This window comes from Nocardiopsis sp. TSRI0078 (assembly GCF_001905145.1).
GTDB lineage: Bacteria > Actinomycetota > Actinomycetes > Streptosporangiales > Streptosporangiaceae > Nocardiopsis.
In genome coordinates, this window is record NZ_LWLB01000006.1 from 118,772 (window position 1) to 132,319 (window position 13,548).

The 13,548-nt window shown below is 73.5% G+C and carries 15 protein-coding genes; 7 read left to right on the forward strand and 8 right to left on the reverse strand.

Annotated features, from left to right (window positions below):
* Positions 1–94 precede the first annotated feature (94 nt).
* On the forward strand, positions 95–379 hold the full coding sequence (locus tag A6A08_RS07810; protein WP_013155209.1) for a DUF3263 domain-containing protein: 285 nt from the start codon (positions 95–97) through the stop codon (positions 377–379).
* 362 nt (positions 380–741) lie between these two features.
* Entirely contained in the window at positions 742–1,572 is an 831-nt protein-coding gene (gene otsB, locus A6A08_RS07815) for a trehalose-phosphatase (protein ID WP_073701870.1), read from the forward strand.
* A gap of 17 nt (positions 1,573–1,589) precedes the next feature.
* On the opposite strand, the gene A6A08_RS07820 is transcribed toward otsB, so the two are convergent.
* The gene (locus A6A08_RS07820) at positions 1,590–2,621 is read right to left on the reverse strand and encodes a serine hydrolase (protein WP_073701871.1); all 1,032 of its coding nucleotides are present in this window, start codon (positions 2,619–2,621) and stop codon (positions 1,590–1,592) included.
* A 172-nt stretch (positions 2,622–2,793) separates the two neighbouring features.
* On the opposite strand from A6A08_RS07820, the gene argJ reads away from it, so the two are divergent.
* The 3 genes from argJ (at position 2,794) to A6A08_RS07835 (ending at position 5,418) form a co-directional block, all read left to right on the forward strand.
* Complete coding sequence (gene argJ / locus A6A08_RS07825; RefSeq protein WP_073701872.1) at positions 2,794–3,954, forward strand: bifunctional glutamate N-acetyltransferase/amino-acid acetyltransferase ArgJ; 1,161 nt, start codon at positions 2,794–2,796, stop codon at positions 3,952–3,954.
* 98 nt (positions 3,955–4,052) lie between these two features.
* A complete protein-coding gene (locus A6A08_RS07830; RefSeq protein WP_073701873.1) occupies positions 4,053–4,268 on the forward strand; it encodes a hypothetical protein in 216 nt (71 codons plus the stop codon).
* A 364-nt stretch (positions 4,269–4,632) separates the two neighbouring features.
* Positions 4,633–5,418 carry an SAM-dependent methyltransferase gene (locus tag A6A08_RS07835; RefSeq protein WP_073701874.1) on the forward strand — a complete coding sequence of 262 codons (786 nt, stop codon included), beginning with the start codon at positions 4,633–4,635 and terminating at the stop codon, positions 5,416–5,418.
* Positions 5,419–5,549: 131 nt separating this feature from the next.
* On the opposite strand, the gene A6A08_RS07840 is transcribed toward A6A08_RS07835, so the two are convergent.
* From A6A08_RS07840 to A6A08_RS07870, 7 genes are all read right to left on the reverse strand, one after another.
* The gene (locus A6A08_RS07840; RefSeq protein ID WP_143181711.1) at positions 5,550–5,846 is read right to left on the reverse strand and encodes a hypothetical protein; all 297 of its coding nucleotides are present in this window, start codon (positions 5,844–5,846) and stop codon (positions 5,550–5,552) included.
* 289 nt (positions 5,847–6,135) lie between these two features.
* Entirely contained in the window at positions 6,136–7,836 is a 1,701-nt protein-coding gene (gene ptsP / locus A6A08_RS07845) for a phosphoenolpyruvate--protein phosphotransferase (RefSeq protein ID WP_073701876.1), read from the reverse strand.
* Between the two features lie 108 nt (positions 7,837–7,944).
* The gene (locus A6A08_RS07850) at positions 7,945–8,985 is read right to left on the reverse strand and encodes a zinc-dependent dehydrogenase (RefSeq protein WP_073701877.1); all 1,041 of its coding nucleotides are present in this window, start codon (positions 8,983–8,985) and stop codon (positions 7,945–7,947) included.
* Positions 8,986–9,048: 63 nt separating this feature from the next.
* The gene (locus tag A6A08_RS07855; protein ID WP_073701878.1) at positions 9,049–9,492 is read right to left on the reverse strand and encodes a PTS sugar transporter subunit IIA; all 444 of its coding nucleotides are present in this window, start codon (positions 9,490–9,492) and stop codon (positions 9,049–9,051) included.
* The gene (locus A6A08_RS07860) at positions 9,482–9,790 is read right to left on the reverse strand and encodes a PTS lactose transporter subunit IIB (RefSeq protein ID WP_073701879.1); all 309 of its coding nucleotides are present in this window, start codon (positions 9,788–9,790) and stop codon (positions 9,482–9,484) included. Before A6A08_RS07860 ends, A6A08_RS07855 begins: the two co-directional genes overlap by 11 nt.
* Complete coding sequence (mtlA, locus tag A6A08_RS07865; RefSeq protein WP_073701880.1) at positions 9,787–10,890, reverse strand: PTS mannitol transporter subunit IICB; 1,104 nt, start codon at positions 10,888–10,890, stop codon at positions 9,787–9,789. The genes A6A08_RS07860 and mtlA overlap by 4 nt, the downstream gene beginning before the upstream one ends.
* 231 nt (positions 10,891–11,121) lie before the next feature.
* A complete protein-coding gene (locus tag A6A08_RS07870) occupies positions 11,122–11,883 on the reverse strand; it encodes a DeoR/GlpR family DNA-binding transcription regulator (RefSeq protein ID WP_073701881.1) in 762 nt (253 codons plus the stop codon).
* A 331-nt stretch (positions 11,884–12,214) separates the two neighbouring features.
* On the opposite strand from A6A08_RS07870, the gene pfkB reads away from it, so the two are divergent.
* Both pfkB and A6A08_RS07880 read left to right on the forward strand, forming a co-directional pair.
* Entirely contained in the window at positions 12,215–13,156 is a 942-nt protein-coding gene (gene pfkB / locus A6A08_RS07875; protein ID WP_073701882.1) for a 1-phosphofructokinase, read from the forward strand.
* Positions 13,157–13,204: 48 nt separating this feature from the next.
* The gene (locus A6A08_RS07880; protein ID WP_073701883.1) at positions 13,205–13,474 is read left to right on the forward strand and encodes an HPr family phosphocarrier protein; all 270 of its coding nucleotides are present in this window, start codon (positions 13,205–13,207) and stop codon (positions 13,472–13,474) included.
* The last annotated feature ends 74 nt before the right edge of the window (positions 13,475–13,548 follow it).

The window sequence follows — 13,548 nt, forward strand, 5'->3', positions numbered from 1 at the left end:
GTCCTGCGCTCTCGGCTCCGCATCCGGCATGTCGAGTCGCTAGCATGAGTCGGGCCGATCCGGACAAACCAATTTCCCGTCCAGGGGGTGTCCCATGCCGAATATCGGTCCGACCGAGGACGGTCAGTCGGCTCTCGCCGAACGCGAACAGCGCATCCTCGCCTTCGAGCGCCAGTGGTGGAAGTTCGAGGGTTCCAAGGAACAGGCGATCCGTGACGAGTTCGGGTTCTCCGCGACCCGCTACTACCAACTGCTGAACGGACTGGTGGAGCGCCCCGAGGCGCTCGCCTTCGACCCGATGACCGTCAAGCGGCTGCGCCGCCTGCGCGCCGACCGCCGCCGCCAACGCAACGCACGCCAGCTGGGCATCCAGCTCTGAGCTCCTCATCGCTCCCCGCCTTCCCGGTCATCCGTACCCACCAGGCGCCGGAGGACGACACCATCCGCGCGTGAACCGCTTGCACCGGCGTGCCGCCCGGGCCACCCCCGCTGAGCGGCACCGGCGAACCGGCCGTGGGAGCCGCCCGCATCCGGGCCGGCCGCGGGAGGGACCAGTCCGCACGGGTCCGTCGGAGTGCGCCCGGAGACGCCCGCCGCGGGCGAGCGCGTACCGAACATCACGCGACCTCCGGTGAAACACGGGCCGCACGCACGGGTAGGGGTCCCCTCCGGGCGGGAGCACGTCGGTAGTCTGGCGGCCCCGCCCGGTCCGCACCCGCGGCCTCACCGGAAAGGTCCTCCATGTCTTTGCCCCAGCCCGGCACGGACGCCGGACGCACCGCGCTCGACGCCCTCCTGGACGCACCCGCGAGCACGCTGGCCGCCTTCGACTTCGACGGCACGCTCGCGCCCATCGTGGACGATCCGCGCACGTCCGCCCCCTACCCGGGGATCGTGGACGGGCTCGCCGACCTGGCCGGACTGATCGGTTCGGTGGCGGTGGTCACCGGCCGCCCCGCGGAGACGGCGGTGCGGCTGGGCGGGCTGGACCGGGTCCCGGGCATCACCGTGCTGGGCCACTACGGCGCCGAGCGCTGGGTCGGCGGCCGTGTGGTCGCCTCCCCCGCGCCGCCCGGGGTGGAGGTGGTGCGCGAGGAGCTGCCCGGCCTGCTCGAGGAGCTGAACGCTCCGGAGGGCACCTGGATCGAGGACAAGGGCCGCTCCCTGGCCGTGCACACACGGCGCACCGCCGACCCCGACGACGCCCTCGCCCTGCTCACCCCCGCCCTGAGCGAGCTGGCCAGGCGTGCGGAGCTGCAGGTGGAGCCGGGCCGGATGGTCGTCGAACTCCGCCCACAGGGTGTGGACAAGGGCGCCGCGCTCACCGCGCTCGTCGCCGAGACCGGGCCCCGTACCGTGCTCTACGCCGGTGACGACCTGGGCGACCTGCCCGCCTTCGACGCCGTGGTGGCGCTGCGCGCCCAGGGCGTCGCGGGCCTGACCGTGTGCTCGTCCTCCGACGAGGTCGCCGCCGTGGCCGAGGCCGCCGACCTGGTCGTCGCCGGCCCCGCCGGGCTGTCCGAGCTCCTGCGCGGCCTCGCGGACGCGGTCCGCGGCGCCTCCGGCGTGTGAGCGCCGGTCCTCCCCGCTCAGGGCGAGGACTCGTGTGCCTGGGGCGTGAGCGCCGACCGCGCCGCCGACCGCAGGTCCACCAGGCCGGTCCGGTCGCGCCCGTAGTGCACGGCGTTGGTGAGCATCCCCACGTACCTGCCGCTCTCGGGGTGCATGAACAGGCTCGTCCCCGTGAAGCCGTTGTGGTAGACCACCCCCTCCGGGGTGACCAGCCAGCCCAGGCCCCGCCAGAGCCGGGCGCCCGCGTCCACGTGCGGCTGCCAGCTCATGCGCACGTAGGAGGAGGGCACCGGACCCCTGCCCCCGTCGTGCAGCCGCAGCACCTCCCGGGCGAACGCGCCGAGGTCGATGGCGGTGGTGAACGCCCCGGCGTGCCCGGCCACCCCGCCCATCAGCGCGGCCGACTCGTCGTGCACCACGCCCCAGGCGGGCGCGGCGCCGGGCAGGCGGCGCTCGGTGGGCGCGACCCCGGGTGAGCGCGCCAGGGGGCCGAAGGTCGTGGACCGCATGCCCAGCTCCTCCCACAGGTCGTGGGCCAACCGGTCCAGACCGGTGCCGTAGAGGCGCTCCAGGAGCAGGCCGAGCAGGATGAACCCCCGGTCGATGTAGCGGTATCCGGGCTCCTCCAGCGGGTCGGCGAGGAGCGCCTCGGCCAGGTCCTGCTCGGTACCCGCGTACCTCTCCAGCCAGGTCACCGGGTTGAGTCTGCTGGTGTGGGTGAGGATCTGCCGTGTGGTCACCTCGGCGCCGGGGAGGTGGTCCACGTCCAGGTATTCGGACATCGGGGCGTCCAGGTCCATGATCCCCTCGGCGATCGCCTGGCCGACCAGCGGCCAGGTCGCCATCACCTTCGTCAGGCTCGCCACGTCGTAGGACACGTCCGGAGCCGTGTCGTGCTCCGCGTCGACCCGGCCGACCGCGACGAACTCCCACATGCCGCCGGTACCGACGACGGCCGTGCCGCCCGGCAGCCACCCGGCGTCCACCATCACCTTCAGGACGCCGCGGATCTGCGCCCCCGTCTCCGTCAACCAGTCACCATCACGCACAACACGCCTCCCCCCGGCTGGTCTTGTCACCCCGGCGGATACCCCGTTACCAGGTCGTTGTCACACGGGCTCGCCAAGTGTTCAGGACGAAACCCTCGCAGGTCATAGCCGTAATGAGGGGCCGAGCGCCCGGCGGAGTAGTCTGGCGCCCGAGAATCCCCGAGGGAGGACGATGAGCAGCCAGACCCCCGTACCCGCCGGTTTCCGCGGCGTGGCCGGAAACATCGGGATCAAGGACCCGAAGGACGACTTCTTCGCGGTGGTGTCCGAGGTCCCCGCCAACGTGTCCGCCGTGTTCACGCGGTCCCGGTTCGCCGGACCCAGTGTGCTGCTCAGCCGCCGTGCGGCGGCGGACGGCCGCGCGCGGGGGGTCACGGTGATCTCCCGCAACGCCAACGTGGCCACCGGCCGGATCGGCGACGACTACGCCCGCGAGGTGCAGGAGCGCGTGGCGCGCGCGGCGGGCGTGGCCCCCGAGGAGTTGCTGGTCGCCTCCACCGGGGTGATCGGCCAGCCCTACCCGATGGACAAGGTGCGCGACCACCTGGACTCGCTGCCCGCCGGGTTCCCGCCGGCCGACCTGGACCGCGCGGCGGCGGCGATGATGACGACCGACACCCGGCCCAAGACCGCCTCCGCGAGGGTGGGCGGGGCGACGGTGACGGGCATCGCCAAGGGCGTCGGCATGATCGAGCCGAACATGGCGACCATGCTGGCCTGGTTCTTCACCGACGCCGAACTGGAGCAGCCGGAGCTGGACGCGCTCTTTCGCCGGGTGGTGGACCGCACGTTCAACGCGCTGAGCATCGACACCGACACCTCCACCAGCGACTCGGCGGCGGTGTTCGCCAACGGACTGGCCGGCCCGGTGGACGCGGCCGCCTTCGAGGCGGCACTGCACGAGGTGGCGCTGAAGCTGGTGCGGATGATCGCCTCCGACGGCGAGGGCGCCAGCAAGCTGATCGAGGTGCGCGTGACGGGCGCGCGCGACGACGCCCAGGCCAAGCGGGTCGCCAAGGCCGTGGTGAACTCCCCGCTGGTGAAGACGGCCGTGCACGGCGCGGACCCGAACTGGGGCCGGGTGACGATGGCGGTCGGCAAGTGCGAGGAGGAGACCGACATCCTCCCCGAGAACGTGCGGATCGCCTTCGGCGACGTGGAGACCTATCCCGCGGAGGCCACGGACGAGGTGCTGGAGCGCGCCGCCCAGCACATGAAGGGCGACGAGGTGGTCATCAGCGTCGGCCTGGGCATCGCCGACGGCGCCTTCACGGCCTACGGCTGCGACCTGACCGAGGGCTACATCCGGATCAACGCCGACTACACGACCTGAGGGGCCGGGCCGGCCGCGGTGCCCCCTTCCGCCGACCGGGCGGCGGGCTCGGGGCCGGCGCTCCCGGCCCGGCCCCGCGGCCCCAGAGTGCGGTCGAGGTGCCGAGGGGCACCCTCGCCGCGGCCTCGGCGGCCCTCCTCCTCGTGGCGGCGGCGCTGCTCGCCGTCCTGGGCGCGGCCCTGGACACGGACCCGGCCGCCCTCCTGCGCGCTCTGGTCGCGGCCGCCCTGGCGGCCGCCGGAGGGGTGGCGCTGATCCGCCGGGACGCCGCCGGGGACCACGGGGAGCAGGACCTCCTCCGCGACCGCGCGTGACGGGTCTGGCAGCGCCTGTACCACTGCCGCCGCGACGACGTCGCCTTCGGCCCCGCCACCGGCTCCCACCGCCCTCCGGGCGCCATGCGCCGACTCATCGAGGAGACCGGCGGGGGCTGACGGTGCCCGTGCCTCCTCCGGGGCGGCGGCACGGCGGCGCCGCCCGCGCCGGACCGGCGAGCACGCGGCCCCGCCGCGGGAGGCGGAAACGGCGGGGAGCTGGGGCCCGGGGGTGGTGGTCAGCCGAGCAGCGCCGGAAATCGTTGCCACGGGCCGGAGACGAGCGTGTCGCACACGTACCCGTCAAGGCACAACAGCGCTACTTTGGACGCACTGTCTACGTATGAAACAGAGTGAGCCCCCTATGGCAGATCTTCCCATCGACACCAGCGTGGCCCATTCCGCACGGGTATGGAACTACTGGTTGGGCGGCAAGGACAACTATCCGGCTGACCGGGAGGTCGGCGACCACATCCAGGCCACCTTCCCCGGGATCGTCGCCGCTGCCCGCGCCGACCGCGCCTTCCTGTACCGCGCGGTCACCCACCTGGCCGGGGAGGAGGGCGTCCGCCAGTTCCTCGACATCGGCACCGGCCTGCCCACGGCCAACAACACCCACGAGGTGGCCCAGGCCGTCGCCCCCGAGTCCACGATCGTCTACGTCGACAACGACCCGCTCGTGCTCACGCACGCCCGGGCCCTGCTCACCAGCGATCCGAGGGGCGCCACGCACTACATCGACGCGGACCTGGGCGAACCGGGCCCCCTCCTGGAGCAGGCCCGCGAGTACCTGGACTTCGACCAGCCGGTCGCCCTGCTCATCATGGGCACGCTCGCCCACGTCCCCGGCGACGCCGAGGCGGTCTCCCTCGTCCGCGCCTACGTGGACGCGCTCTGCCCGGGCAGCTTCTTCGTCACCAACGACAGCACGAACACGAGTCCGGAGATCGTCCAGGCGGCCGACCACTGGAACGCCAACGCCTCCTCCCACATTCACCTGCGCGCCCCCGAGCAGATCGAGCACTTCTTCGACGGGCTGGAGCTGCTGGAGCCCGGCGTGGTGTCGGTGCCCTTCTGGCGCCCCGAACCGGCCGAGGTGGGACACACCGTGCACGTGGACCAGTACGGAGGCCTGGCCCGCAAGCCCTGACCCCGGCGGGGCCGCCGCGGCGGACGCCGGCCGGCCGGCGTCCGCCGGCCGGCCGCATCGCGTCGGAGGGACTGCGTTCCGTCCCCACGGCGGCACGTCCGCCCCGGGGCCCGCCCAGGACGACCGGGAGACTACTGCTCCGCCGGCTTCGGGGCCGCCACCGCGTTGCGCTCCGACCGGTCCAGCACCACCGCTCCCACGGCGACGACCACGCCCATCGTGATCATCGACCACGCCCACGGCAGATGGGCGGACCGCACCTCCGAGCAGCCCACCGACCCCACCAGCGCGTCGCTGAACCCCCTGTCCGACGCGAACGAGGGCCCGCAGTCGGAACCCGCGGACTCGACCGGGACGATCCCCAGTACGAACCCGCCCAAGACGAGCGCGCACCCGAACAGCACCAGCAGCTTCGTTCTCTGGGACACCACACACCTCCACATTGGGGGAAAGCACCAGAGCGGGTGGCGCGGAAGGGACACAAGTGTGCCAGAGACCGATGGTTCGTAGCGCAGCGCACGCATACCACCGATGAGGAGCGCACCGTCGCCTTCCTCGACGAAACCTTCGGCGTACTGGCCGAAACCAGTCATGGACGGGCCGCTTGCGGCTGAGGCGTGGTGAGGCATGCGCGGTCCCAGCAGGAACGGGACCGCCCCCATCTCTTCACCACCGAGGGCAAGCCCTCGCGGAGGGCGCACGCCCCGAGGGGCACCGTCAACCGGTGGCCTCCGGGTGGGCGGCGGCCCTCACCGCCTCCTTGGCCTGCTCCGGGCCGGACGCCGCCACCGCCAGCTCCGCCAGCCTGCGGCAGTCGTCGTGGGTGTGCAGGGCGAGCGCGTGGCGCACGGCGGGCAGCGCGGGCGCGGACATCGACAGGCTGGACGAGCCCAGCCCCACGAGCACGAGCGCCAGCAGCGGGTCGGCGGCGGCCTCGCCGCACACCCCCACGGGACGGCCCGACCGCTCCCCCGCCTCGCCCACGGTCCCCACCAGCCGCAGCAGCGCGGGCTGCCAGGGGTCGAGCAGGTCGGGCAGCGCGCCCAGGGTCCGGTCGGCGGCCATCGTGTACTGCGCCAGGTCGTTGGTACCGATCGACACGAAGTCCACCCGGGGCAGCAGCCGGTCGGCGAGCAGGGCCGCGCCGGGCACCTCGACCATCACCCCGACCTCGGAGAGCCCGGCACGGCGCGCCAGGGCGGCGAACTCGGCGGCCTCGTCGGGCGTGGACACCATCGGCGCCATCACCCGTACCCGGGCCGAGGTCTCCCGGGAGGCGGCGGCGATCGCCGAGAGCTGCTCGGTGAGCAGCCCGGGGTGCGCGCGCGAGGTACGGAAGCCCCGCGTGCCGAGCGCGGGGTTGTCCTCCTGCCCCGTCTCCACGAAGGCCAGGGGCTTGTCCGAACCGGCGTCCAGGGTGCGCACCGTGACGACGCGCCCGGCGAAGGCCGCGAACAGGGCCGTGTAGGCGGCGGTCTGCTCGTCCTCCGTCGGCGGCTCCGACCGGTCCAGGAACAGGAACTCGGTGCGCAGCAGCCCCACGCCCTCGCTGTCGTGCGCACCCGCCTTGCGGGGGTCCCCCTCGCCGACGTTGAGCAGCAGCGCGACCGGCGCGCCGTCGGCGGTCCGGCCGGGTCCGGTGGACTCGGCGAGCAGCGCGCGTCTGCGCTCGGCGCGCCGCCGCATCCGGTCGGCGAGCTCCTCGTCGGGGTCGGCCTCGACCGTGCCCGCGTCGCCGTCCACCGCCACCACGGCCCCGTCCCGGAGGTTCCCGGCGCCCTCGCAGCCCACGACGGCGGGGATCCCGAGTGCCCGGGCCAGGATGACCGTGTGGCTGGTGGGACCGCCGTGGCGGGTGACGATGCCGAGCACCCGCTCGGTGTCGAGCTGGACGGTGTCGGCGGGCGCGAGGTCGTCGGCGACCAGCACGTACGGGACGCCGGGGTCGGGCAGCCCGGGCATCGGCAGCTCCATGAGCAGGGCCACCGCGCGGTCCCGGATGTCGGCGAGGTCGGCGGCGCGCTCGGCCAGGTAGCCCCCGGCCGCCTGGAGCAGCTCCTGGTAGGCGCCGCAGGCGGAGTGCACCGCCCACGCCGCCGGATCCCCCTCCTCCGTGCGCTCACCGACACGGCGCGCGAGGTCGGGGTCGCGGGCCATGAGCGCCTGGGCGCCGAGCACCGCCGCCGCGTCGCCCTCCAGGTCCGCGGCCCGCCGGTCGAGCAGGTCGGCCACCTGTTCCAGGGCCCGGCGGGCCCGGTCGGCCTCCTCTCCCGGGTCGCCCGCCGTCGGCCGCCGGTCGGGCAGGGAGGGCGGGGGCGCCATGCGCGCCACCGGGCCGACGGCGGTGCCGGGGCTGGCGGGGATGCCCGAGAGCCGGTCGCCGCCGGATTCGGAGGGGAGGGGGTCGGTCTGCGCCATGGTCGCTCCGTACGTCGGTGATGGCCGGGGGACGGCCGTTGTCGAGGATGTCCTTCCCCGGAAGGCCCGCGGGTCCACCCGGCGGGCCTTCCGGGGCCGTTCCCGCGGCTACGGCTGGATGGTCACCTTGATCGCGGTGCCCGAGGCCACCGTCTCGATGGCCTTGTGCACGTCGGACAGGGACATCCGCTCGGTGATCAGGTCGGCCACCGGCACGGCGCCGGAGGAGATCAGCTCCAGGGCGCGGCGGTTGTGCTCGGGGCTGGAGCCGTTGGCGCCGAAGATCCGCAGCTCCCGGTAGTGCACCGCGTTGGCGTCCAGCTGGATGATCGGCGCGTCCTTGGGCAGGCCGCCGAAGAAGCTGATCCGGCCGCTGCGGGCGACCATGCGCAGCGCGTCCTCCTGGGCGCGCCCGGAGGCGGCGGCGGTGATGACCACGTCGGCGCCCCGGCCGCCGGTCAGGCGGAGCACCTCCTCCACCGCGTCGGCCTCCTCACCGCAGATCGCGGCGTCGGGCTCGACGATGGCGGCGGACATGTCCAGGCGGCCCCGGTTGAGGTCCACCAGGTAGACCTTCGAGGCGCCGCGCGCCCGGGCCAGCCGGACGTGCAGGCAGCCGATGGGGCCGGCCCCCATGACCACCACCGTGTCGCCCTCGCCGACCCCGGCGATCTCCTGGCCGTTGAGCACGCACGCCAGCGGCTCGGCGACGGAGGCCTCGGCGAGGTCGATGTCCTCGGGCACCCGGTTGACCCCGTCCACGGCCAGGACCGCCTCGGGGATGACCATGTACTCGGCGAAGCCGCCGTCGTAGTGGTAGCCCATGGACTCCTGCCGGGAGCACACGGTGAACCGGCCGTCGGAGCACTCCGCGCAGGTCCCGCACGGGATGGCGGCGATGACCTGGACGCGGTCGCCCTCGGACCAGCCGGTGACGCCCTCGCCCACCTCCACGATCCGTCCGGCGATCTCGTGGCCGATCACGCGGGGCGGGCGGATGTGGTGGTGGCCGTGCCGGGAGATCTTCACGTCCGTGCCGCAGGTGGAGCAGTTGACGACGGCGATCTTGATCTGTCCGGGTCCGGCGGTCGGCTCGGGGGCCTGCTCCAGTCGGATGTCACCGGGCGCGTAGAAGCGGGCGACGAGCATGTTCGGGCCTTTCTGGTGGTGCCCCGCCGGGCCGGGTCGCGGCCCGGCGGGTGATGGGTGCGCTCAGCCGTTCGGGTCCTGGCCGAGCAGGTCGACGACGTCGGAGGGGGCGGTGGCGGCGCGCAGCCGCGCGGCCTTCGCGGGGTCGGTGAGGATCCCCGCCAGCGAGGACAGCACGCCCAGGTGCTCGTCCCCGGAGGCGGCGATGCCGATGGCCACGTGGACGGTGGACCCGCCCCAGTCGACCCCGTCGGGGAACTGGACCACGGCCAGCGCGGTCCGCCTCACCAGCGCCCGTGAGGCGTCGGTTCCGTGCGGGATGGCCACGCCCTCGCCCACGAAGGTGGGGATGGAGGCCTCGCGCTCGTGCATGGCCCCCACGTAGCCGGGTTCGACGGCCCCCAGCTCGACCAGGAGGGCGCCGCACTGGTCGATGGCCTCGGCCCGGTCCGCGGCGGTGCGGCCCAGCCGGACCGCGTCGGCGGTCAGCGCCAGCTCACTCGGCAAGGGTGCTCCCGTCCCTGACGGCCTGCTCCAGGCGGGTGAAGGCGGGGTCGCCCATGAACATCTGGAAGCCGATGACGACGGTGTCGGGCACCCGTTTGCGGGCCCGGTCGACCAGGCCGGCGTGGCACACGACCACGTCGGCGCCCTCGGGGATCCGGTCGACCGGGGAGTGTTCGACGCTCACCCCGTGCGGGGACAGGGACCTGCTCAGCTGCGAGGTGAGCAGCACGCTGCTGCCCATGCCGGCGTCGCAGGCGACGACGACCTTCCTGATGTCGGAGCCTTGGATACTGCTCATGAGGTGCTCTCCTGGTTCTCTGTTGCCTGCTCGGCCTCCTCCTCGCGCCGGGCCCTGCGTTCGGCGCGGCCGAAGCCGAGCAGGAGCGACGCGAGGACGAAGGAGACGGCGGTGCCGACGGCGACCCCGGCCAGGACCGCGAGGTGCTCACCGCGCGGGGTGACGGCCATGAGGGCGATGATGCTGCCGGGCGAGGGTGTGGCGACCAGCCCGGCGCCGAGCACCAGGAAGGTGGCCAGGCCCGACATCCCGCCGCCGATCGCGGCGAGGATGAGCTTGGGCTGGGCGAGGATGTACGGGAAGTAGATCTCGTGGATCCCGCCGAGGAAGTGGATGACGATCGCGCCGGGCGCGGTGGCGCGGCTGACGCGGGGGCCGAAGCACAGGCAGGCCAGCAGGATGCCCAGGCCCGGGCCGGGGCTGGTCTCGATGAGGAACTCGATCGCCTGCCCCTCCTCGGCCACCCGGGCCACGCCCAGCGGGCTGAGGACGCCGTGGTTGATGGCGTTGTTGAGGAACAGCACCTTGGCGGGCTCGACGAGGACCGAGACCAGGGGCAGCAGCGACAGGTCGATGAGGAACTGGACGCCGTTGCCGAGCCAGCGGGCGACGACGGTCACCACCGGGCCGATGGCGTAGAGGCCGACGACGGCCATGATCCCGCCGAGGATGCCCGCGCTGAAGTTGTTGACCAGCATCTCGAAGCCGGGGCGGATGCGCGGCTGGACGAGGGCGTCGAACCTCTTGAGCAGGTAGGCGGTGAGCGGGCCGATGACCATCGCGCCGAGGAACATCGGGATGTCGGCGGAGACGATGACGCCGACGGTGGCGATCGCGCCGACCACGCCGCCGCGCTTGTCGTGGACGAGGTGGCCGCCCGTGTAGCCGATCAGCAGCGGCAGCAGGTAGCCGATCATCGGGTCCACGAGCTGGGCGAGGTGCTCGTTGGGCCACCAGCCGTCGGGGATGAACAGGGCGGTGATCAGTCCCCAGGCGATGAACGCGCCGATGTTGGGCATCACCATGCTGGCCAGGAACCCGCCGAAGCGCTGGATCCCGGAGCGCACCGAGGCGAGTGCGCTGCTCTGCTGTGTGGTCAAGGGGGACCTCCTGGGAGGTGCGGCGGGCGTCTGCCGCGCCGGGGTGAGGGGTGGGTGGTGGCGGTGTGGGGGTGGAGTAAGGGAGTGGACGAGGAAGGCGGGTGGGGAGGGAGTGAATGGTGTGGGGTTCGGGACGGACGTACTGGGTGGGGATCGAGGATGTCGGGCGCTCCGGGGTGGTGCGGTCCCGGGCGGGGACCGACGGACGGCACCCCGGAGGCCCTGTCCCGGTCAGACCACCCGGACGCGCGGCCCGGCGGCCTCCAGTTCCTCGGCGAGCCCTGTCGCGAGCCCGGTGTCGGTGATGATCGTGTCCAGGTCCTCGACCACGGCGAAGCGGGCGAAGTGGTCGTTGCCGACCTTGGTGTGGTCGGCGAGGAGGACGCAGCGGCGGGCCGAGGCGATCATGGCCCGCTTGACCTCGGCCTCCGCGGGGTCGGGCGTGGTGAGCCCGCGCTCGACGGAGACGCCGTTGGTGGCCATGAAGGCCACGTCCACGTAGGACTCGGCGAGCGAGCGCAGCGCCCAGGCGTCGACGGTGGCCTGGGTGCGCGTGCGCAGGCGGCCGCCGAGCAGCATGAGGTTGATGTTGGTGCGCGGGGCGAGTGTGAGGGCTATGGAGAGGGAGTTGGTGACGACGGTGAGCTCGCGGTCGGAGGGCAGCTGCTCGGCGAGGCGCCCGGTGGTGGAGCCGGCGTCGAGCAGGATGGCGCCCTCGTCGGGGAGTTCGGCCAGGGCGGCCTTGGCGACGCGCTCCTTCTCCTCGGTCAGGACGGAGTCGCGCACGTTGAGGGCGGGTTCGAAGCCCAGCCGCTCGACGGGGATCGCGCCACCGTGGACCCGGCGCAGCACCCCGTGGCGTTCGAGTGCCGTGAGGTCGCGCCGGATGGTCTCATAGGTCACGTCGAACTCCGCGGCGAGCCCCGTGACGTCGACCCGGCCGTCCCGCCGGGCGCGTTCGAGGATCGCCTTCTGGCGCTCTTCCGCGTACATGTTGGATCACCTGTGTTTCGGTGTGGTTTTCGGTGAGTTTAATGGTGTTGTCTGGGACACACAAGGGGTACCTCCACCCAATATCCCAGCCACACCACACCCGACCCCCGCCCCGTACCACCCGGCCGAGCAGGGAGGATCATCCGACGACGCGTCGGCCCCTCGACACCGCCGACGAAGGAGGGGGCGGCCTCCGGAAGCCCTCCGGCGACCGCCCCGCAGAACCGAGGACGGGACACATGAGTGTTGACACACACAGACAAACACACATAATCAAAGGTAGTCCAACATCCGGACCGGGCCGGGCGCAGACACCCCGAAAAGAGCACCCATGATCCTGACCCTCACCCCCAACCCCAGCGTGGACCACACCTTGGAGGTGGGCCGCCTGGTGCGCGGCGAGGTCCTGCGGGTGGGCTCCACCCGCGCGCAGGCGGGCGGCAAGGGCGTCAACGTCGCCCGGGCCCTGCGCCGCGCGGGCGTCGCCACCCGAGCGGTCCTGCCCGTGGGAGGGGGCGGGGGCGCCGAGCTCACCGCCCTGCTCGGGGACCTGCCCTGCGTCACCGTCCCCATCGAGGGCGAGACGCGCGCCAACATCGCCGTCACCGAGGCCGACGGCACCACCACCAAGCTCAACGCCCCCGGCCCCGTCCTGTCCCCCGAGGAGACCGGCGCCCTGCTCCGCGCCCTGGAGGAGGAGTTGGGCCGCGGTCCCGACTGGGTGGTGGCCAGCGGCAGCCTCCCCTCCGGAGCACCCGACGACCTGTACGTGCGCGTCGCCGAACTGGCCGCCTCCCACGGGGTCCCCCTCGCCCTGGACACCTCCGGCAAACCCCTGGAGGCGGCGGCGCGCGCGGGGTCGGTGTCCCTGATCAAGCCCAACCACGACGAACTGGCCGAACTGGTCGGGCGGGACCTGCCCACCGTCGGCGCGGTCACCGACGCCGCCCGCGAGGTCCTGGACCGGGGCGACGGCCGCGCACTGGTGACACTCGGCGGACACGGTGCGATACTCGTTGGCCCCGGGCACACCTGGTGGGCGCGCGGTCCCCAGGTCCGCACGCGCAGCACGGTGGGTGCGGGCGACTGCGCCCTCGCCGGGTTCCTGGGCGCGGACGGCTCCCCCGACCAGCGGCTGCGCCGCGCGGTGGCGTGGGGAACGGCCGCGGTGTCCCTGCCCGGAACCACCGTCCCCTCACCCGACGACGTGACCACCGACGCGATCACGGTGGTGGCCGACCCCGACCCGCGGTGGTCGGTCGACACACTCTGACCGGGCCGGAAACGATCCCGGCCCGCCCGACGACCCCCGAGGACTGACATGCCCCAGCGCTCCGTGGCCATCGCCTCCCAGCTCGGCCTGCACGCCCGCCCCGCCGCCCTGTTCGTCCAGGCCGTCAACGAGTCCGGCCTGCCCGTCATGGTCTCCCGCGAGGGCCACAAGCCGGTGGACGCGCGCAGCGTGCTCGCGGTGATGTCGATGGGCGCCAAGCACGGCGAGACGGTGACCCTGACCTGCGAGGACTCCGAGAACGCCGACAAGGTCCTGGACGGACTGGTGGAGATGCTGTCCAGGGAGCTGGACACCTGAGCCTCGGCGGCCCGCCCCGCGCGGGGCGGGCCGCCGAGGCCGCGGCCACGGGCCCTGGCCATACCCCCGGGCCG